The organism is Streptomyces sp. NPDC085524 (assembly GCF_044541755.1).
Lineage (GTDB): Bacteria > Actinomycetota > Actinomycetes > Streptomycetales > Streptomycetaceae > Streptomyces.
Genome location: NZ_JBITTH010000001.1, coordinates 321,275 through 341,386, shown reverse-complemented (window position 1 = coordinate 341,386; position 20,112 = coordinate 321,275). Strand labels below are relative to the sequence as shown.

Genomic DNA, 20,112 nt, shown 5'->3' with positions numbered 1-20,112 from the left:
CGGGCCGGTCACCAGGGCGGGCGGTAGCCCGTCGTCAGCTTCCGGCCGGTGCGGCGCCACTTCGGCTCCTGGTCCACGGTGTGGGCCGTGATCGAGCGGAGCCTGCGGATCACCGCCCCGTACGCGCCGCTGGCCGAAACGGACAACTTGGCGCCGGGCGGCTCGTCCATGAACGGCATGAACTTGTCGGGGAAGCCGGGCATCGTGCAGGCGATGCAGATGCCGCCGACGTTGGGGCAGCCGCCGATGCCGTTCATCCAGCCGCGCTTGGGGACGTTGCACTTGACGACGGGGCCCCAGCAGCCCAGCTTGACCAGGCACTTGGGCGAGTCGTAGGTCTGGGCGAACTGGCCCTGCTCGTAGTAGCCGGCGCGGTCGCAGCCCTCGTGCACGGTGTTGCCGAACAGCCAGGTCGGGCGCAGCTTGTCGTCGAGCGGGATCATCGGCGCGGAGCCCGCCGCCTGGTAGAGGAGGTAGGTGAGGGTCTCGGAGAAGTTGTCCGGCTGGATCGGGCAGCCCGGTACGCACACGATCGGGATGCCCGCGTGCGACTTCCAGTCCCAGCCCAGGTAGTCGGGCACGCCCATGGCGCCGGTGGGGTTGCCCTCCATCGCGTGGATGCCGCCGTACGTGGCGCACGTCCCGATCGCCACCACGGCGAGGGCCTTGGGCGCCAGCCGGTCGATCCACTCGCTGGTGGTGATGGGCTGACCGGTCTCCGGGTCGTCGCCGAACCCGCACCAGTAGCCCTCGGGCTTGATCTTCTCGTTGGGGATCGATCCCTCCACGACGAGCACGAAGGGGTCGATCTCCCCCCGCTCGCCCTTGAAGAACCACTCGATGAAGGTGTCCGCGCCGCCCACCGGGCCGCATTCGAAGTCGATCAGCGGCCAGTGCACCGCGATCTTGGGCAGGCCCGGGAGCACACCCGTGACGATCTCCTCGACGCTGGGCTGCATCGCCGCCGTCAGGGACACCGAGTCGCCGTCGCAGCTCAGTCCGGCGTTGATCCAGAGGATGTGGATCGGCGGGTCCTCTACCGTGCTCGGGGTTGTTGCATCCATGAGGAGCGCTCCTTGGGGACGGATGCGGGGATGGTCGGGGCCGCAGCCCGTTCGGCTGGGGGAGAGGGGGAGGCTCTCCCTGGACGGCCCACCCTTCTTGCTAACAGTCCGCGGGGCCCGGTGCCCTGTCATGCAGGGCCGGTCCAGTGACGTGCGGCCGCCGGGCGGCCTGCGGGGCCGCGTGCCGCCCGGGCACGGGACGGGCCAGATGCGGCGGGGTCCGGTCCGGGCTCTCCTTGCGGGCGAAGGCCCGGCGCAGCGCGTGGTACGGGGCCCGCGGGTCGGAGAACGTCTCCCGCATCCGGGCCAGCTCCGCCTCCCGGTAGGCGGCGAGCGGCCGGACGGCCTCGTCCCGGTCGCGGCGCGCCTTCTTCCCGGCGATGGCCGAGTGCGTGGCGGGCGAGGCGGCCAGCCGGACCGCGAGGCGGACCGTCTCGTCCGTGAACTCCTGCGGGCCGCAGGGGACGGTCCGGTCGATCAGCCCCATCCGGAGGGCGGCGTCGGCGCTGAGCGGCAGGGCCTCGGCCGTCAGACGCTCCGCGGCAGCGGCGCCGATGCGGCGGGGCAGGGTGTAGGTCCAGTACTCGGAGCCGTACAGCCCCATCAGCCGGTAGTGCGGGTTGAGCACCACGCCCGACCTGCACCACACCTCGTCGGCGGCCAGCGCGAGCATCGCCCCGCCGGCGGCCGCGTTCCCGCCGAGGGCGGCCACCACCAGCCGGTCGGTGGTGGTCAGCACGGCCTCCACCAGGTCGTCCATGGCGGTGATGTTGGCCCAGGACTCCGCGGCCGGATCGGCGGCCGCCTCGATGACGCCGAGGTGGATGCCGTTGGAGAAGAAGCCCCGGCCGCCCCCGAGGACCAGCACGGAGGTCGGGCGGGAACAGGCCGTCCGGTACGCGGCCAGCAGGCGGCGGCACTGCTCGGTGCCCATCGCGCCGCCGGGGAAGGAGAACGACAGGAACCCGGCCCCGCCCTGCTCCCGGTAGCCGATGTCCGACCACGTGCGCCCCTCCGGGCCGGCGTCCGCGGGTGCCGGGACCTCGGGGAGCGGGGGCAGGGCGTCGCCGAGGGCGAGGACGGCGGGGAGCTTGACGGGGGCGGGTCCTCCGGGCGTGCGCCGGGCCCGCAGTTCGGGGATCCAGACGGCGCCGTCGGCGGTCGCCCGGCAGACGGCCCCCGCCCTGGTCGCCAGCAGCTCGCCGGGACGGCCTCGGAGCCGGTCCTCGGGATGGCCGCCGTGCAGGTACCACTCGCCGCCCAGCAGGTCGTCCAGGACGCCGGGCCGGGAGTCGGCGGCACGCAGGGCGCGGAGCACCTGCTCCGTGGTGCTGCGGTCCCAGTCGATCCGGCGCCGCTCCTGGCGCAGGAACGGCCGCGCCCGGCCCGGTCCCTGCCGCTGCGGGACGTGGCTGCCGGAGGCGAAGCGCTCGACGGCCAGCAGGACGGCGGCCAGCGCGGCGTCGGCGATCTCACCGCGGTAGGCCTCGCTCTTGGCGACGGGCGGGAGCGGGCAGCCGGCGGACGCCCAGACGTCGCCGGCGTCCATCTCCTCGTCGGCCTGGAGGACGGTGACGCCCCACTGCCGGGCGTCCTCGGTGACGGCCCAGTCGAGCGAGGAGGGCCCGCGGTCGCCCACGGGGCCGGGGTGGACGATCAGGCAGGTGTGCGCGGACCAGACGTCACGCGGGACGGCCGTCGTGAGCATCGGCGCCACGACCAGGTCGGGCCGGTGGCGCCGGACCGCATCGGACAGGGAGGAGCCGGGCAGGGCGAGCTCCACCGTGACGCTGTGGCCGTGATCCCTCAGCTCGGCGTGGACGCGCTGGGTGAGGCTGTTGAAGGCACTGGCGGCGAGCAGGACGTGCACGTGATCTCCCAAGCATCCGGACCCCGGCGACCGGCAGCCGAAGTACGGCCGCTGGAGATCGTCGACCCCGGACGCCCGCCCGTCGGCGAGGCCTACAGGGGGTGTCACCCGGACGGGGAGCATCCGCCGCCAGATGGTGGAGGACCGGCGCGCATCCCCTCGCCGAAACGGGGCAGGAGCGGTGTGCGAGACGGGAGAACAACATGATCATCCTTGGAATCATCCTGTTGATCGTCGGCTGGCTCCTCGGCATCTCGATCCTGTGGACCATCGGGCTCATCCTCGTCGTGATCGGGCTCATCCTCTGGGTCCTCGGTGCCGTGGGACACGCGGTCGGCGGCCGGCGCCACTACTACTAGCCGCACGATGCCCGGAGCCGAGCCGGCGGTCCTCCGCCGGCTCGCTCCTTCGTGTCCGGCTCACCCGCGCGGTCGGTAGACCGTCAGGGCGTCCGGGAGGGAGTCGAGTACGAGCTCGGACGGCGCCTGGGCGTACTCGCCGTCGTAGGCGAGCGCGGTGCCTTCCGGGATGTCCGCGATCCGCAGGGTGCGCAGCCGGGTGGCCGTGTGGACGGGGGAGCGGGTCAGCGGGCCCGCCAGGGCGGCCGCGAGGAGCCGGGGGCCGGGACGGCCGCCGCCGTAGGCGAGCCGCAGGTCGAGCAACCCCTCGCCCAGGCCGTCACGCCGGCGGGGCGCCGGGCCCGCGCCGTGATACGTGCCGTTGCCCGCGAACAGCAGCCACACGCTCCGGGTCCGGCCGGCCAGCCGGAGCCGTACGGGATGCTCCGCACGCAGCACCCGCCAGGCCGCCAGCAGCCCGGCGAGCGCGCTCCCGATGCGCGGCGCCCACGTCAGACGGTGCTTCAGCAGCACCGGGTAGGCGCCGATGCTGAAGGTGTTGACGAAGTACCCCGGTTCACCCCCGGAGTGGGCCGGGCCCGGGGTGAAACGGCCCAGGCTCACCTTGACCGCCTCGCCGGCGGCGAGGGCGCGGCAGGTGTCCTCGGCGCCGGCCAGGCCGAAGTCCTGGGCGAAGTGGTTGAGCGTGCCGCCGGGGAACACCGCCAGCGGCACCCCCGCCCGGAGAGCGGCGGCGGCGGCAGCGCCGATGGTTCCGTCGCCCCCGCACACCCCGAGCACGGTGGCCCGGGAGGCGGCTTCCTCCAGCGCCGCGGGCAGCTCCGCCCCCTCGCACTCGACCAGTTCGGCCTTCGGGAGCCGGGCGCGCACCGTGTCGAGCCCCGCGGCGGCGGCGCTCCCCGAGCCGGCGTTGACCACCACCGTGAGCCCGGACCCGTCCGGCAGCGCAGGCGCCCCCGCGGCGTGCCGCTCGTTGCCCGGAACGATGCGGGCCCCCTCCGCGTCGCGCGCGAGCCGTCGTACGAGGAAGCCCGCAGCCACCCCCAGGGTCGCCCCGGCGACCACGTCGGAGGGGTAGTGCACCCCGGTGTACACGCGGGAGAACGCGACGGACAGGGCGACGGGGGCGAGCACGGCTCCCCAGCCGGGGGATTCCAGCGCCAGCCCCGCGGCGAACGCGAACGCGGACGCCGAATGCCCCGACGGGAACGAGGTGGTGGTGGGCTGGGTGGCCAGCTGCCGCACGGGGGGCACGCCCTCCAGCAGCGGCCGCGGCCGGCGCACGGACCACTTGCCGACCGTGTTGATGGTCGCCGAAGCCAGCGCCAGCGAGGCGGCTCCGCGCAGCACGGCCCTGCGCGCCCGGGCCGAGCCGACGGCGGCGATCACCGCGCCCGACACGCCCCACAGCACGCCGTGGTTCGCGGCCCGCCCGAGTCTCGGCAGCACCCGGTCGGCCCCCGGCCAGTGCCGCCGGGCCACCGCGTCGAACACCTGCCGGTCCCACTGCGCTGCGGTGCCCCGCCAGGTCAACTGCTGATGCTGATCGGTCATCTCTCGGCCCCACTCCCGGACAGGGGTGACTGGTCCCCCGTGCCTGTCGTCGGACTCCCGTCTACCCCGCGGGCGGCGACGGGAACGTGACGACGGGCACGGGGCCACCGGCTCCAGGGTGCGCTGCGACCGGCGGTCCCGTCCCGTCGGGAAGCCCGTACGGGCCGGCCGGCGGCACGGCCGCCCGCGGGTTCCCCCTGGTCCCGGCGCGCGCGGACGGCGCGGCAGGCGGCGGGGCCGTGCGGGTGACGGGGCGCGGCGGGCGCCGGCAGTGCCGGGCCCGTCCGGCGGCGAGCGGGTCGGTGCTCCGCGGCCAGTGCTCCGCGGCCAGTGCTCCGCGGCCAGTGGTCCGCGGTCAGTACTCCGCGGTCAGGGCGAGCTGGCGTTCGCGGTCCTGCTTCAGCAGTTGCGGGATCGCGCCGCTCGGGGCCACGCCCAGCTCGGAGAAGAGGAGCTCGCGGTAGCCGCGGTAGCGCCGGTGCGCGTCGGCGACCTCGCCGACGTACAGGCACGACTGGACCGCGATGCGCCGGGGGCCCTCCCGCAGGGGGTCGGCCTGGGCCGCGGCGTCGGCAAGTTCCAGCACGGCGGAGTGCTGCCGGCGTTGCAGGAACGTCTCGGCAAGCCGCTCGAGCGTCTGGACGCGCTGCAGCTTCCACTTCTCCTGGAACGGGACGAGCCAGTCGTGGTCCCACCCGTACAGCAGGGGGTGCCGCAGCATGCTCCACAGGTGCGGCTGCCAGACCTCGTCGGCCGCGGCTCCACCGGTTCCCGAGACCGCCGAGACCAGCCGTGCAGCGGTCCTGTAGTCCACCTCGACGTGGTCGGCCAGGGAGATGGTGGTGTGCGTGGTCCGTAGGAGCGCTCCGGATGTGGCTTGATTGAGACGCCACACGGTCTGCCGTAATCGGGCCGCCGCGCGGGCCGGCGGGGCGTCGGGCCACAGCCGCGCGGCCAGGTCGCCGCGCCGTACCGGGTGGTCGCCGAGCACCAGGGCCGCAACGAGCCGCTGCTGGATGTCACTGAGGTCGGCGACCCCCTGATCCGTGCGGCAGACGAAGCCTGGCAGCAGCGATATGTGCACGGTGCCGAAGCCTGTGGGGTTCATCGCACCTCTCGGGTCGTCCGACGGACCGTTGGCCCGCCGAATGGGCGTGTCAGTGATCTCCGGTGCCGACTTCCACGTTCGCTTCACATGAGCTTCACAACAGCTGTGGTATGAGCGTGAGGCACGGCCTGGAGATCGTCAACACCCGCGCGTGGCCGGATCCGGAGGCTCGGACACGGCCTCCGGATCCGCTGCCGGAAGCGCCGCCGCCCTCGCGCGCATGTCCCCGTTCATGCCTCTGACACAACCCACATTCGTGGGGTTGTTTCACCGAACCGCCACGCGCAGTCTCGGTGGCGTCCCCGTACCGAACGTCACAGCGAAGGGTGGGAATCATGAGCTTCAACTCCCTGGAGGCACTCCGTTCCGCCGGTGTCATCGGCGGCACGATGGCCCCCGCACTCGAGGAGTTCTACTCCAGCCTGACCCAGGAAGAGACCACCGTCCTCATCTCGACCAAGAACCGCCTCGCGGCGATCCTGCCCGACGTGGTGGCCCACTCCCAGGAGTGGTCCTCGCCCGAGGCCTCGAAGGAGGGCTGGGACGCCGCGATGCTGTGTGCCTGCGGCGTCTGGTCCGGCTCCGGTCACGCGCAGAACTAGTCCGACAGTTCACAGGCGTGGCCCGGCGGCCACTCGCACCGGGCCGCGCCTGTGCCGGTTCAGAGAGGAGGCGGGATGCGAGGGAACCTGGTCCGGAACCTGGCGCTGTTCGACGTGCCGAAGGACCTGACCTACTTCGTGAACGACGACGACCACCTCGTGGTCAACCCGGAGGTGGCCGCCCGGTGCGTCCTGAACGGGCGTGAATTCCGGGTGCTCCAAGCCCTGTCCGTCGCGCAGGCCCGCGGGGAGCAGCCGACGCTGGAGCCGGACGATGAGACGGAGCGCGCCCTCGCCAAACTCATCCTGAACTGGATCGTCTACTTCAACGGCAACAAGCCGCAGATCAAGCTCGGCGAACCGCCCCTGAGTTTCGCCTACTACGCCATCACCGACGGCTGCAACCTCCGCTGCCCGTACTGCTACGCGTCGTCCGAGAAGTGCCTGCCCGGTGAGCTCGACACCGCCGAATCGATGGACCTGGTCTCGCAGATCGCCGGCCTCGGCACCGGCACCATCGTCTTCACCGGCGGCGAACCGATGCTCCGCAAGGACCTGTTCCAGGTCGTCGGGCACGCCAACGACAGCGGCATGAAGGCCAACATCATCACCAACGCCACGATGATCCGGAACGAGGCGACGGCGAAGCGCTTCGCCGAGCTGTTCAACGTGGTCACGATCAGCCTCGACGGAGGCACGGCCGAGACCCACGACCGCACCCGCGGCAAGGGTTCGTTCGCGCGGACCCGCCGGGCGATCGAGCTGCTCAACGCCGAGGGCGTGGCCCCGGCCATCAACCACATCGTCACCTCGGACAAGGTCGACGAGCTGGAGGACTTCGCGTCCTTCCTCGACGGGATCGAGATCCACAGCGTCCGCCTGATGAACCACAACGACCTGGGCCGGGGCGCCGAGGACGCCGACGGCTTCGGCTGGCAGGACCACCTGAGGGTGCAGCAGCTCGTGTGGACCTCGCCGGTCGCCGGCAAGTTCAGGCCGGACGGGCCGCGGCCCGTCACCCCGTGCTCGGTCAAGGGCAACTGCGGGATGGGCGGCAACGAGATCTACATCAACTCCCTCGGCGACGTCTACCCGTGCAAGCTCACCACCGGCAAGGGCGAGTACGCCGGCAACATCCGCAAGCAGCCGCTCTCCGAGATCTTCGCCAGCCCGGTCCTCTCCACGATGCGCCGCAGCACCGTGTTCGGCGGCGAGTTCCACGCCGACTGCGAGAAGTGCTACATCAAGGCCAACTGCGGCGGCGGCTGCCGGGCCGCGCACATGTCGGAATCCGGCGACCTGCGGCGCAACAGCCGGCACCTGTGCCGGATCCTGCGCCACGGCGTCACCACACAGCTGTGGCAGGAGACCGGGGTGAGCCGCGAGCAGCTCGCCCGCAACGACCTCGAGATGACGGTCCCCCGCCTGGTCGCCACCGGCGAGGTCCACGCGGTCCACGACCAGTGGAAGACCTACGTCCCCACCCCCCGGCCCGCGATCACGGTCGGCGAACTCATCCCCATCATGCCGGTGAACAGGAGGCTGGGCGATGTCCCTGCACATCAGTGACGCGGTCATCTGGCAGGAGACCGCGGACGGCATCTCGCTCTACCACACGGAGTCCGGCGAGTTCCGCACGCTGAACGCGACCGCCGCCCAGATCTGGGCACTCGTGGAGGACGACTGCGACCGGGAGGCGGTCGGGGAGAAGCTGTCCCTCGTCTTCGCGGGGAACAACGCCGTCATGACGGCCCGGATCCGTGCGGAGGTCGACGCCTTCATCACCTCCATGGTCGACGCCGAACTGCTCCTGGAGACGGACCAGCCGGCCGCGCGCCCATGACCAGGGCGGTCGTCCTCGGCGGAGGCTTCGCGGGCGTCCTGACGGCCAAGGTGCTCTCCCGTCACGTCGACGAGGTCACCGTGATCGAGGGCGGCCGGTACCCGCGGGGCCCGGGCGTGCGGACGGGGGTGCCGCAGGCGCACCACAGCCACGTGCTCGTCACGGCCGGCGCCGAGGCCCTGGAGACCCTGCTCCCGGGAACCCTGGAGGAACTCCGGGAACGGGGAGCGCACCGGCGCGGGCTGCCGGACGGCGCACTGATCCTCAGCGCGGACGGCTGGTTCCGGCGGCACGAGACGGGCGCCCACCTGGTCTCGTGCAGCCGGTGGCTCATGGACCACGTCATCCGGGAACGGGCGCTGGCCGGCGGCACGGTACGGGTGCGGGAGCGCACCCGGGTCCTCGGACTCACCGGGGACGCCTCGCGCGTGACCGGGGTCGTGGTCGCGGCCGAGGACGGCGCAGGCGAACGCATCGACGCCGACATCGTCGTGGACGCCACGGGCCGGCGCTCGCGGGCCGGCCGGTGGCTGGCCGCGCTCGGCGGACCCGGCGTCGAGGAAGAGGTCGTCGACCCGGGGCTGGCGTACTCCACCCGGATCTACCGGGCGCCGTCCGGCCTCGCCGCCGGGATCCCGGCGGTCATGCTGCACCCGGGAACGGAGGGCGGCGGGCCGGCCCACGGTGCCACGCTGTTCCCCGTCGAGGACGGCCGGTGGATCGTCACGCTGACCGGTACGCGCGAGGCGACACCGCCCACCGACGAGCGGGGATTCACCGAGTGCGTCCGGTCGCTGCGCTCACCGGTCGTGGCGGAGCTGCTGGCCGCAGCCGAACCCCTCGGCGGGGTCCGGCCGTTCCGCGCGACCGCGAACCGCAGGCGGTACTTCGAACGGCGCCCGCGGACCGACGGCTTCCTGGTGGTCGGCGACGCACTGACCGCCGTGAACCCCGTCCACTCGCACGGGATGTCCGTCGCACTGCTCAGCGCCCTGCGGCTGGACCGCGCATGGGCGGAGCACGGCGCGAAACCCTCCGGCCTGCCCGCACTCCAGGCCGCCGTCGCGGAGGTGGCGGACACCTCGTGGCGGATGGCGACCGAGCAGGACCGGGCGCGGGCCGGCTCCGGGGGCCGCCCGCCCGCCGCCTCGGCCGGGTCCGCCGCAGGGCAGCAGATGCGGGCCAGGATGGCCCGGGCCCTGCTGACCAGCCCGGCACTGATGAGCCGGCTCTTCCGCACCCAGACGCTGGTCCCCGCACAGGGTGCCGGGGACCCGCCCACCCCCCGGGGGCCGTCCGCCCACCCGGACCCGCCGCTCGGCACCGACGAGGCGGTCGCGCAGTTCCCCGCGCTTTCCGAGTGGTGGTTCTCGGGGCGCCGACACCGGCAAGCCACCTGGGAAGACAACCGTGACGACTGAAGCCGTACCGCTGATCCCGCACTCCGTCCTGTTCGGCAACCCGTCCTACCTCGTGCCCGAGATCTCGCCGGACGGGACCCGCCTGCTCTACCTGGCGCCCGACGACGGCGTGCTGAACGTATGGGTCGCGCCGGCGGACCGGCCGGACGAGGCCGTGGCCGTCACGCACGACCGCGGCCGCGGCATCCGCACGTACGGCCTCTGCCACGACGACCGCACGCTGTTCTACCTGCGCGACGAGAACGGCGACGAGAGCTGGCGGGTGCACCTCGTCGACCTCGTGACCGGCGAGGAGCGGTGCGCCACACCCTTCGACGGCGTGCAGGCGCGCGTGCTGGCGCACAACCGGTGGCACCCGACCGCCATGCTGATCGGGCTGAACAAGGACCGGCCGGGCCTGCACGACGTCTACCGCCTGGACCTGGTGACGGGCGGGCTCGCCAAGGTCGCGGAGAACCCCGGCTACCTGAGCTGGATCATCGACACCGACCTCAAGGTCCGCGGCGGCACGAGGATGAAGCCCGACGGCGGCACGGCCCTCTTCCTGGACCCGCCGGACGGCCCGGACGGTGCAGAGCCCTGGCTCGACGTGCCCTACGAAGACGCCATGGGCACGCGCGTCACCGGCTTCGCCCGCGACGGCGCCGTCTTCTACCTGATCTCCTCCATCGGGGCCAACGCCTGCCGCCTGTTCGAGGTCGACGTCGCGACCGGCGAGCGGACCCTGCTCGCGGAGGACCCGGTCCACGACGTCAAACAGGTCGAGACGGACCCGCTGACCCACCGGCCGCAGGCGGTCCTGTTCGCCAAGGACCGTGACGAACGGGTCTTCCTCGACGAGGAGTTCGGCAAGGACCTCGGCCGGATCCGCGGCGAGCTCGCGCTGCAGGCGGTCGACGGCGAGATCTACGTCGACCGCACCGACCGCTCCGGACGGCTGTGGACCGTCTCCGTGGTGACCGGGGCCGGCCCCGTCCTCTACTACGTGTACGACCGGGTGGCCGGGGACCTGCGCCGCCTCTTCAGCCACCAGCCGGAACTGGAGCGGTACCGGCTGGCCAGGATGGAGCCCTTCGAGTTCACCGCGCGCGACGGGGTCGCGGTGCACGGCTACGTGACCTGGCCGCCCGGCGCCGAGCGCCGCGGCCTGCCCGCGGTGGTGAACGTGCACGGTGGACCCTGGGCCCGCAACACCTTCGCCTTCGACGAGGAGGCCCAGCTGCTGGCCAACCGCGGATACGCGTGCGTCCAGGTCAACTTCCGCGGATCGACGGGCTACGGCAAGCACTTCCGCAACCTGGGCGCCAAGCAGTGGGGCGCCGCGATGCAGACCGATCTCCTCGACGCGCTCGGCCACCTCGTGGCGGAGGGCGGGATCGACCCCGCCCGGGTCGCGATCATGGGCTGCTCGTACGGGGGCTACGCGGCGCTGGCCGGTGCGGCGTTCACCCCCGACGTGTTCACCTGCGCCATAGCCCTCTGCGCCCCGTCCAACCTGCTGACCATGCTGGCGGCCGGGGCGCCCACGCGCACTCCGCTGCAGGCGTTCATGCACGCCCACGTCGGAGATCCGGAGACCGAGCGCGACATGCTGTGGGAGCGCTCGCCCCTGTCACGGGTCGACGACATCCGCATCCCCGTCCTCGTGGTGCAGGGCGCGAACGACGTACGGGTGCCGCAGGCGGAGGCCGAGCAGATCGTCGAGGCGCTGGCCGCGAAGGGGCTCGCCCACGAGTACCTGCTGTTCCCCGACGAAGGACACGGTCTGGTCCGGCCCGGCAACCGCCAGGCCTACTACACCGCCGTCGAACGGTTCCTCGCCGCCCACCTGGCATGACGGGCCCGCACCCGCGCGGCGGTCACCGCCCGGTCAGGGCCGCCCGCAGCAGGTTCGGCACGTGCAGGCGGGTCTCCGCCTCCTCGTGGGAGGCCCGGACGAACCCGCAGCCCATCAGCGTGCCCAGATCGTCGACCACCTGGTTCAGCGGCCGGTGCAGGGCTTCGGCGGCCTCCGAGACCGTGGGTGCCCCGTCGAAGGCGACGAGCTCGCGCAGGATCGTGCGGCGCGCGGGGTCCAGCTGGTCGAAGCCGGCCAGGACGAGGCCCCCGATCGTCTCGGGAACGCCGGAGCACCGGGCCGCCGCCGGCAGGTCGAGCAGGTGCGCGTCGGGCAGCTCGGCGAGCTGCCGCAGGCTCAGCACCCGGGACCCGGCCGCCACGGCCTCCAGTGCGGCCGGCAGTCCGTCGAGCCTCCGGCACAGCCGCACCACCGCCTCGGCCTCGGCCCGGCCGAGCGCGAAACCCGGGCGGACCTCGGAGAGCCGGTCCACGAGCAGCCGTACCGAGGGCACCCCGGCGAGGACGTCCAGCGACCGCGACGCCTCCCAGTCCGGACCCGGCGTGGCCAGCGGCGGAACCACCGTCCCCTGGATGCCCGCCACGTGCCACGGCGCACGCGAGGTGCTGACCACACGGAGGCCCGGACAGTAGGCCAGCAGGTCCTGCACCCCGACGACCGGGCTTCCCGCGTCGGCGACCCCGTCGAGCACGAGCAGCACCTCGCTCCGGCCGATGAGCCGGCACACCGCGGAGACGTCCTGCGCGCGCGATTCGACGAGCAGGCGCAAGGACTTCAGCAGGGAGCCGGACGCCGCACCGTGCCCCTCGAGTTCCACCGGACCGGAACCGATCCACAGCACCGGCCACCCGCGGCGCGCACTCAGCCGGACCGCGACCTCCGTGGCCACCCGCGACTTGCCCACCCCCGGCAGCCCGGACATCGAGATCATGCGGCGGTGGTCGGACGCCAGCGCGCCCGCCATCGCCCGCACCTCGACGTCCCGCCCGAGCAGGGCGTTGACCGACCGGGGCACCGCGAGCCAGGGGTCCGTTCCGGCCGGCCCCTGCCGCCCGCTGCCCACGCCCGCGTTGACGAACAGCTCCCGGGACAGCCCTTCCAGCCGCAGGGCGTCCGCGAGCAGCCGGACGGTCTGCATCCGCGCGTTCACCCTCCCCGACTCCAGGGCGCGGATCGTACGGGGGCTGATCGTCGACAGGTCGGCGAGCGTCCGTTGGGTCAGCCCGGCCTGGACGCGCTTGTGGCGCAGCAGTTCGGGAAACGACGGCGCTTCGACCTCGGCTCTCTGGACCATGCGCGGGACTGTAGGCGGGCCCCGTTCCGCAAGCGTCTCAGCCGCGTCGCCGGGTCGTCTGCGAGGCGTCTCCGTCGGCCGTCAGACCGGTTTCGGGGCCCGCCGGTCCAGCAGGTCCAGCGAGATGCTCAGCAACGACAGGGCCAGCGGGTCGGAGGAGTCCAGCACCGCGTGCTCCGACAGCCGGGCCACCAGGTCGCCCATGCGCGGCACCGCGCTCGCGGCCTGTTCGCTGCGCCGCAGGAGGGCGAGGCTGAGCGCGGCCTGCGTCGCGAGCAGGCCCAGCAGTTCGATGTCGTCGAGTTCCCGGCCCGGGGCGCCCGTGTCGTGGGTGTGCCGGTCCAGCACCTCGATCACGCCGATGCACTCCCCGTCCGCGATGAGCGGAGCGGCCATGATGCTCGCGGGAACGTACCCGGTGGAGGCCGCGGCGTCGCCGGCGAACTGCTCGGTGCCGGCCACGTTGTCCGTGATCAGCGGCTGGCCGCTGGCCGCGACCCAGCCGGCGATGCCGGTGCCGGGCTCGAAGCGCTTGCCGACCAGGCCCTCCTCGCCCTCCCCCGCGACCGCCGCGAAGACCAGCTCGCCGGTCTCCGGACTCACCATGAAGACCGAGGACGCGGCGGCCCCGTAGATGTACCGGGCCACCGCCACGACGGACTGCAGCAGTTGTCGTTCCGTGGCCATGAGCTCGTGCGACCAGGGCTTCATTCTCCGCCTCCTTGGACCGGTACGTTCGCGGCGCAGTGATAGAGGACGCTCTTGAGCTGGAAGGGCGTGAGCCACCGGTGCTTGCTCAGGACGAGCGCCGCGATCCCGGCCATGTGCGGGGCCGCGAAGCTGTTGCCGGTGTTGAGTACGGTGCCGCCGCCCGGGCCCGCCACCGGGACGCGCACGCCCCGGGCCCGGAACTCGACCGGCGGCGCGGGGTTGTAGTAGAAGCGCATGCCGTCCGGCTCGGCATGGCTGGCGACCGAGATCACCGAGGAGAAGTTCCACGGGAAGCTCTCGATGGGCAGGTTGTGCGCCGCCGCCACCACGGTCGTACGCCGGAAGTAGGCCCGGTCGCACAGTTCCGCGAGCCGGTCGCGGAACTCGACCCTGGTCGTCGACAGGCTCATGCTGACCACGTCGAACCCCTCCTCGATCGCGAAGGCGAGCCCCGAGATCAGCGCGGAGGCGCTGCCGGACCTCCCGTCGCCGAGGACCTTCAGCGAGCTGAGCGAGACCCGGGGGGCGATGCCGCGGATGATCCCCGCGCAGGCCGTCCCGTGGCCGGCGGCGTCGAGCGGCTCGCACTCCTCCACCCGCGGCGCCCGGCCCTCGGCCGTCACCACCTGCCACGCCCGGTCCACGGACCCGACCAGCGGGTGCGCCGGGTCGACGCCGCTGTCGAGCACACAGACCCGTACGCCCTCTCCGTCCGCGCCCTCCCAGGCCCAGCGCGCGTCGATCCCCTCGAACAGGGCCGTCGGCACCGGCTCGCCGGGACCGCCGTCGGGCGACATGCTCCACGCGGGCATCCCCAACAGGTGCGGCATCCGCTCGCGCCGCCAGGGGACGTCGTTCACATCCATTTGCACACCGCCTCCAGGGGCTCGGTCGCACCGACGGCGAGATAGCTGTCGGCGGCCAGCCCGGCCAGGACCCCGGCCTCGGACGTCTCGCCCAGGCACCGGTGGGCCCGGGCCAGGTCGAAGCAGACCTCGCCCCGCAGACAGGGGTCGTCGATGTCCTTCAGCAACGCCAGCACGTCGGCCCGCGCCGGGTCGGCGCGGCCCTCCCCGGCGGCGGCCAGCACGGCGGCCGACAGGCACAGGATCCGCCCCCGGACGTCCATCTCCGCGCGCTGTTCCAGGAGCCGGGCGATGAGCCCCGCGGACTCCCCGGCCCGGCCGCACCGGGCGAGCTCACGGGCCGCCTGCACCCGCATGGTCAGCGCGACCGGTACGTAGCCGGCCTGTTCGAGGGCGTCGGCCGCACGGCGGAAGCGCCCCTCGGCCTCCGCGTGCTCCCCTTCCAGGGACGCGGCCAGCCCGGCCACCTGGTCCACCAGGACCCGACCCATCGTCAACCGGAGCTGGTCGACGGCGGATTCGGCCTCGGCCAGGGCCCGGCGCGCGCCCGGGCGGTCCCCGGTCAGGGCCAGGCAGCGGGCGCGGGCGGCCAGTGCGGGCAGCGCCAGGAACCGGTCGGCGGCGAACCGCTCGAGGAGCTCCGTACAGCCCGACAGCTTCTCCGCCATCGGGGTCGGCGACCACTGCCGGATCTCGCACAGGGCGACGAGCAGGCGGTCCTCCTCGTACGCGTCACCGATCAGCCGGGCGTGTCCGAGCGCGGCGCACGCCGCCTCCTCGGCCGCGGCGAACCGGCCCCGGTCCAGGTGGAGCAGCATCCGCACCTGCTCGAACCGGCACCAGGCGAACCGGTCGGGTTCACCGCCGGCCAGCTCGGCCCGCAGCTTCGCGACGTCGGCCGCGGTGACCCGGCCGAGCCGCGCCGCCAGCAGGTACCGCTGGACCAGGCAGGGCAACTGGCCCTCGCCGTCCGGGCCCTGCCGGGCGCCGTCCGCGGCCACGTCCAGCGCCCGCCGGGTGTCCCCGGAAAGCATCAGGGCGTCGCTGAGGCGGATCGCCGCGACCGACCGGCACCGGTCCGGCCCGTTCGGCGCCAGCATCAGCGCCCGTTCCAGCAGCCCGATCGCCGTCGGCACGTCCCGCTGCCGCAGCGCCACCGTCCCCTCGGCCAGCAGCGCCTCGGCCGCCTGCCGGGCCAGTTCCGGCAGCTCCGTGTCGTCCGGGCGCAGACCCCCGAGCAGCCGGGTGGCGGCCTCCAGGTGGAAGCCGGGGTTGAAACCACGCTCGGCGAGGCGCCGGTGCCAGGTGATGCGCTGCTCCTTCTCCAGCCGGCCGTAGGCGACCTCGTGCACCGGCTGCTGCACGAAGCGGTACCCGCCCTCCTCCGTCGTCGCCTGGAACAGCCGGTGGCCCGCCAGCGCGTTGACGTTCGCCGCAGGGACCTCCTCGCCCAGCAGCGCGAGCTGCTCCAGCGTGAACGCCGGGCCGATCACGGAGGCCGCGCCCAGCAGCCGCCGGGCGGGCGCGGGCAGCCGGTCGATCATCGCGCCCACCATGGCCGTGATCGTCGGCGGGACCTCGTCGAGGGTCCGGCCGTCCCGCAGCCAGTCCATCATCAGGCGGATGTACAGCGGATTGCCCGCGCTGTACAGCGCCACCCGGTCGACCAGATCGAGGTCGTGCAGCTCCACCTCGTCGCCGTGGCTGCGTCCGGCCAGCGACATCGCGAGGCGCGCGCTGTCGATCGGGACCAGCGCGCCGACGTCGATCACGCCGTCGTCCGGGAACCAGGGACCGTCGGGCCCCGTGAGCTCCGGCCTGGACACGCACACCATCAGCAACGGGACGTCCCGGAGGCCGTCCATCAGGTCGCCGATGAGCCGGAGCAGCGACTGCCCCGCCCATGCGAGGTTGTCCCACACCACGACCAGCGGGCGGGAGGCCGCGGCGCCGAGCAGCTCGCGCGCGGCCCACGACACCTCCTCCACGCCCGGTCCCGGGACCGATCCGTCCAGGCGGGTGGGCGAGGCGTCGCGCAGACTGGCCAGCACCCCGGCGATGCGTTCGTCGGCCCGCAGCAGCTCGGCGCCGGCCGGCGCCTGCCGGACGAGTGCGTCCAGCACCTCGACGAGCGCCGCGTAGTTCCCGTTCGTCCCGTACGAGGGGCAGCTGCCGAAGACGGCGATGGGCCCGGCCCCGGCCGCGACGAGGTCGTCGACGGCCTCCTTGACGAGGCGGGTCTTGCCGATGCCGGGCGGCCCGAGCACGGTGACCAGTTCCGACCGCCGTTCGCGGGCCACGCGGTGGTAGGTCTGGCGCAACCGGTGCCGTTCGGCCCTGCGGTCCACCATGGGCGAGCCGGCGCCCGCCGGATCGTCGTCCGCCTCGCCGGTCACCACCAGAACGGGAACCGGTTCGGCCTTGCCCTTCAGCATCACCGGCAGCACCGGGGCCATGGTGAAGTGCGGGCGGGCCAGGTGCGCCACGGTCTCGTTGACGACGATCTCCCCGGCCACCGCCACCGACTGCAGGCGCGCGGCGAGGTTGACCACGTCGCCGACGACCCGGATGCCGGCCCGTGCCGAGCGCGTCACCAGGGCCTCGCCGGCCGCGATCCCGCAGTGGATCTCGACCGGCGCCGCGTCGGCCGCCGGGGTGCGCAGGTCGCGTACCGCGGTGCGGATGTGCGTGGCCGCCCGCAGGGCCCGCAGGGCGTCGTCCTCCTGGGAGGTGTCCGCGCCGAAGACGGCCATGACGGCGTCGCCGATGAACTTCTCGACCACCCCGCCGTGTTCCTCCACCGCGGCCGAGCAGATCTCGTAGTACTCCTCCAGCAGCTGCTGGAGCGGCTCCGGATCGACCCGCTCGGCGAGCCGGGTCCATCCGACGAGGTCGAGGAAGAGGACGACCACCAGTCTGCGGCTCATGCGCGGTCCTCCTCCGGGGGCTTCGGGTCGTCGTACGGGCACGTGCCGTGCGGTCAGAGCAGTTTGAGGTTGTGGGCCCACACCTCGGCGTCCGAGCCGGCATCGGCCTCGTTCAGCCGGTGCTGGACCGATACGACGACGGTGGTCTCCTCCTCGGTCAGGCGGGCCAGCACGTCGCGCTGCGCCGCACTCAGCTGGTCGACCGGAAGTCCTGCTTCGCGCAAGGCGGTCAGCGGGTCGAACACGTCACTCACCTCTTTCACGGGGCCGCACGGCGGCGGCCAGATACCGACCGGCAGGATCCGGTGGACGTAGCAGTAGGCCACCAGTTCCGCCCTGTTCCTGCAGTTGAACCGGTCGAGGAGGACGCTGATCTCCTCGCCCACCGTGTGTCTGCTCAGGCCCAGCGCACGGGCCACGCGGTCGGTCGTATGACCCTGAGCGACCATGGCCACGAGCACCAGGCCCCGAGTGGAGATCTCGGGGCCCCGTAACGACGTCATCAACGCGAGCTCCTCACGACGTACTCCGTACGAACAACTCACGGACCATGACGGCGGCCATGAACGAGACGCCGTGCCAGCGCGCCTTGCGTTCGAACCAGAGCCAGTCGCCGTCCGGGTTTGCCTCCAGGAACACCGGTTCCCCGGTGTCCGGCACGAGCAGGTCGAACGCCCCGTAGCGCAGGCCCCAGGCGGTGCAGAGGGTGCGCACCGCCTCGGCCGCGCGGGGCGGGCACCCGACCCGGGTCACCGTGACACTGCCGGGATCCGTCACCGGGCTCGACGGATCGGGCTTGCGGACCTCGAAGGCGCAGATCCCGCCGTCGAGGTGGTAGACGCGCAGCTCACGGGCGTGAGCCACGTACTCCTGGACGACGACAGGACGCCCGTCGCCCGCCGGCGACCCGCCGGCCGCGGCGCCCGCCGGGGAGCCTTCCGCGACCGCGTCGCTGCCGACCACCGCGGGCTGGCACACCGGCCAGTTCCCCCGGTCCGGCTCGAACAGCCGGAAGTCCGGCGTCTTGACCAGCAGGGTCGGCGCCCCCACCTCGCGCGCCGCGGCAGCGACGTCGTTGGAGATCACCGTCCGGGGCGTCCTCACGCCCAGCCTGCGGGCCTGGGCCAGCTGGCCCGGACCGACGACCGTGCCGCCGGGCAGCGCGACGGACGCCGTCGACGCCACCTGGCCGAGGAACCCGGACCACGACTCCGCCTGCAACGGGGTCACCGAACCCGCCGGCCGCGCCTGCGCCAGCAGCGCGCAGGCCGAGGCGTGGCGCACCCAGACCACCGCCGGACTTACCCGGCGCCCGGCGATGTCCAGCAGGCCGGTGTCCACGTCGAGCGCCATGGGCGTGGAGGAGAGCTCGCCCGGCCGGATCAGCACCGTCGGAGTGTCCAACGGTCCCGTCAAGGCATTCCGGACGACCTCCAATTCCGGGCCGCCCGCGCAATTCACGAGAACCACGACGGGTTTTCCGTCGTGGTCTTCGGTATTTCCCGAACGGCTCATGCTGTGAATGCTAGCGCCGGGACCGCGAACGGGGCGGAAGAACAGAGGCAGTTCGAAGGCAGCTTGGGCAGCTGCCGCTTCCCCAGTGGCCAACAGGCGTAACGTCCACCCGCAGCGACTCGATCGGCAATCCTGATTCCTGATGAACCGTCAAGCGCATTGCGGAAGGAGGGATCGTGGCGAATCACGTGGTGAACGCCGAAGAACTGACAAAGCGCTACCGCGGAAAAGAGACACCGGCTGTCGACGGTATTTCATTCGACATCGCCAGAGGCGAGACCATCGGGCTGCTGGGGCCCAATGGTGCCGGAAAGACGACCCTGATGAAGATGATCTGCGGCGTCACCCCTCCCACCACCGGGAAGATCCGGGTGTTCGGCGCGGACCCGGCCCGCGACCCGGTCACCGCCAAGACCGGCATCGGCGCCATGCACCAGTCCGCCCCGTACGACGAGATGCTGTCGGCCCTGGACAACCTGCTGATCGCCACCCGCTTCAAGGGCCTGTCGTGGCGGACCACCCGGCCCTGGGCGCTGGAGGTGGCCGAGTACCTCGGCCTGAAGGACGCCCTGTCACAGCTCGTCTTCCAGCTGTCCGGGGGGCAGCGTCAGCGCCTGCAGCTCGTACGCGCGCTCCTGACCATCCCCGAACTCCTGATCCTCGACGAGCCCTCGGCCGGACTCGACGTCGCGGGCCGGCACCAGATCGAGCGGTTCGTGCGGTGGCTCCGCGAGGAGAACGGCATGACCGTGATCTGGACCAGCCACATCATCGAGGAACTGGAGCGCAACGCCCAGCGCGTCCTCGTCATCAACAAGGGCAAGGTGGTCCGCTTCGCCCAGCCGAGCGAGCTGCTCCGGGAGTTCGGCGGCGCCCACCTGCTGGTGAAGGTCGACGACGCCGTCGCGGCCAAGGCCGTCAAGGAGTGGGCGGCCGGCGCCGGACTCGCCGCGAGCGCCCAGGACACCGAGGTGCGCATCGAGAACGCAACCGTCCGCGACGTGCTGCCGCAGCTGTCGCGGCACTGCCACGACGCGGGAGTCGCGATCTCGGACATCTCCACCGTCACCGACTCGCTGGAGCAGGTCTTCCTGCGCATGACCGGGAACGAGGGCTGACC

General features: G+C 72.9%; 17 protein-coding genes. 7 read left to right on the top strand and 10 right to left on the bottom strand.

Annotation, left to right across the window (positions count from 1 at the left end):
* Window positions 1–8: 8 nt before the first annotated feature.
* Both ACIGFK_RS01490 and ACIGFK_RS01485 read right to left on the bottom strand, forming a co-directional pair.
* A complete protein-coding gene (locus ACIGFK_RS01490; RefSeq protein WP_400050125.1) occupies window positions 9–1,064 on the bottom strand; it encodes a hydrogenase expression protein HypE in 1,056 nt (351 codons plus the stop codon).
* Between the two features lie 100 nt (window positions 1,065–1,164).
* Window positions 1,165–2,934: an enoyl-CoA hydratase-related protein gene (locus ACIGFK_RS01485; protein ID WP_400050124.1), complete on the bottom strand. Its 1,770-nt coding sequence runs from the start codon at window positions 2,932–2,934 to the stop codon at window positions 1,165–1,167.
* A gap of 203 nt (window positions 2,935–3,137) precedes the next feature.
* On the opposite strand from ACIGFK_RS01485, the gene ACIGFK_RS01480 reads away from it, so the two are divergent.
* Window positions 3,138–3,293 (top strand): DUF6131 family protein, encoded by a 156-nt coding sequence (locus ACIGFK_RS01480; RefSeq protein WP_376656129.1) that lies wholly within the window; start codon window positions 3,138–3,140, stop codon window positions 3,291–3,293.
* Between the two features lie 60 nt (window positions 3,294–3,353).
* Here ACIGFK_RS01480 and ACIGFK_RS01475 read toward each other — a convergent pair whose 3' ends face one another.
* Both ACIGFK_RS01475 and ACIGFK_RS01470 read right to left on the bottom strand, forming a co-directional pair.
* A complete protein-coding gene (locus tag ACIGFK_RS01475) occupies window positions 3,354–4,847 on the bottom strand; it encodes a bifunctional phosphatase PAP2/diacylglycerol kinase family protein (protein ID WP_400050123.1) in 1,494 nt (497 codons plus the stop codon).
* Window positions 4,848–5,202: 355 nt separating this feature from the next.
* Window positions 5,203–5,955, bottom strand: coding sequence for a BTAD domain-containing putative transcriptional regulator (locus ACIGFK_RS01470; RefSeq protein ID WP_386463374.1), 753 nt, complete (start codon window positions 5,953–5,955; stop codon window positions 5,203–5,205).
* Window positions 5,956–6,290: 335 nt separating this feature from the next.
* Between ACIGFK_RS01470 and ACIGFK_RS01465 the strand changes: the two genes are divergently transcribed.
* The 5 genes from ACIGFK_RS01465 (at window position 6,291) to ACIGFK_RS01445 (ending at window position 11,658) form a co-directional block, all read left to right on the top strand.
* Window positions 6,291–6,557, top strand: a complete 267-nt coding sequence (locus tag ACIGFK_RS01465) for a StsA-related sactipeptide RiPP (RefSeq protein ID WP_376656126.1) — start codon at window positions 6,291–6,293, stop codon at window positions 6,555–6,557.
* 75 nt (window positions 6,558–6,632) lie between these two features.
* Window positions 6,633–8,126 carry a StsB family radical SAM/SPASM domain sactipeptide maturase gene (gene stsB / locus ACIGFK_RS01460; protein WP_400050122.1) on the top strand — a complete coding sequence of 498 codons (1,494 nt, stop codon included), beginning with the start codon at window positions 6,633–6,635 and terminating at the stop codon, window positions 8,124–8,126.
* Entirely contained in the window at window positions 8,107–8,400 is a 294-nt protein-coding gene (locus ACIGFK_RS01455; RefSeq protein WP_376656124.1) for a PqqD family protein, read from the top strand. The genes stsB and ACIGFK_RS01455 overlap by 20 nt, the downstream gene beginning before the upstream one ends.
* A complete protein-coding gene (locus ACIGFK_RS01450; RefSeq protein WP_386463378.1) occupies window positions 8,397–9,821 on the top strand; it encodes an NAD(P)/FAD-dependent oxidoreductase in 1,425 nt (474 codons plus the stop codon). The genes ACIGFK_RS01455 and ACIGFK_RS01450 overlap by 4 nt, the downstream gene beginning before the upstream one ends.
* Window positions 9,811–11,658, top strand: coding sequence for a S9 family peptidase (locus tag ACIGFK_RS01445; protein ID WP_386463381.1), 1,848 nt, complete (start codon window positions 9,811–9,813; stop codon window positions 11,656–11,658). The genes ACIGFK_RS01450 and ACIGFK_RS01445 overlap by 11 nt, the downstream gene beginning before the upstream one ends.
* Window positions 11,659–11,680: 22 nt before the next feature.
* On the opposite strand, the gene ACIGFK_RS01440 is transcribed toward ACIGFK_RS01445, so the two are convergent.
* The 6 genes from ACIGFK_RS01440 to ACIGFK_RS01415 form a co-directional block, all read right to left on the bottom strand.
* Window positions 11,681–12,973 carry a helix-turn-helix domain-containing protein gene (locus tag ACIGFK_RS01440; protein ID WP_376656121.1) on the bottom strand — a complete coding sequence of 431 codons (1,293 nt, stop codon included), beginning with the start codon at window positions 12,971–12,973 and terminating at the stop codon, window positions 11,681–11,683.
* 81 nt (window positions 12,974–13,054) lie between these two features.
* Window positions 13,055–13,684 (bottom strand): GAF domain-containing protein, encoded by a 630-nt coding sequence (locus ACIGFK_RS01435; protein WP_376656120.1) that lies wholly within the window; start codon window positions 13,682–13,684, stop codon window positions 13,055–13,057.
* The gene (locus ACIGFK_RS01430) at window positions 13,681–14,550 is read right to left on the bottom strand and encodes a S8 family serine peptidase (protein WP_376656119.1); all 870 of its coding nucleotides are present in this window, start codon (window positions 14,548–14,550) and stop codon (window positions 13,681–13,683) included. Before ACIGFK_RS01430 ends, ACIGFK_RS01435 begins: the two co-directional genes overlap by 4 nt.
* Window positions 14,541–17,477 carry an AAA family ATPase gene (locus tag ACIGFK_RS01425; RefSeq protein ID WP_386463385.1) on the bottom strand — a complete coding sequence of 979 codons (2,937 nt, stop codon included), beginning with the start codon at window positions 17,475–17,477 and terminating at the stop codon, window positions 14,541–14,543. The genes ACIGFK_RS01430 and ACIGFK_RS01425 overlap by 10 nt, the downstream gene beginning before the upstream one ends.
* Window positions 17,478–17,530: 53 nt before the next feature.
* Window positions 17,531–17,980 (bottom strand): aroma-sacti cluster domain-containing protein, encoded by a 450-nt coding sequence (locus ACIGFK_RS01420; RefSeq protein ID WP_376656117.1) that lies wholly within the window; start codon window positions 17,978–17,980, stop codon window positions 17,531–17,533.
* 13 nt (window positions 17,981–17,993) lie between these two features.
* Window positions 17,994–18,866: a hypothetical protein gene (locus tag ACIGFK_RS01415; protein WP_386463389.1), complete on the bottom strand. Its 873-nt coding sequence runs from the start codon at window positions 18,864–18,866 to the stop codon at window positions 17,994–17,996.
* 302 nt (window positions 18,867–19,168) lie between these two features.
* Between ACIGFK_RS01415 and ACIGFK_RS01410 the strand changes: the two genes are divergently transcribed.
* Window positions 19,169–20,110, top strand: coding sequence for an ABC transporter ATP-binding protein (locus ACIGFK_RS01410; protein WP_376656115.1), 942 nt, complete (start codon window positions 19,169–19,171; stop codon window positions 20,108–20,110).
* Window positions 20,111–20,112: the final 2 nt, after the last annotated feature.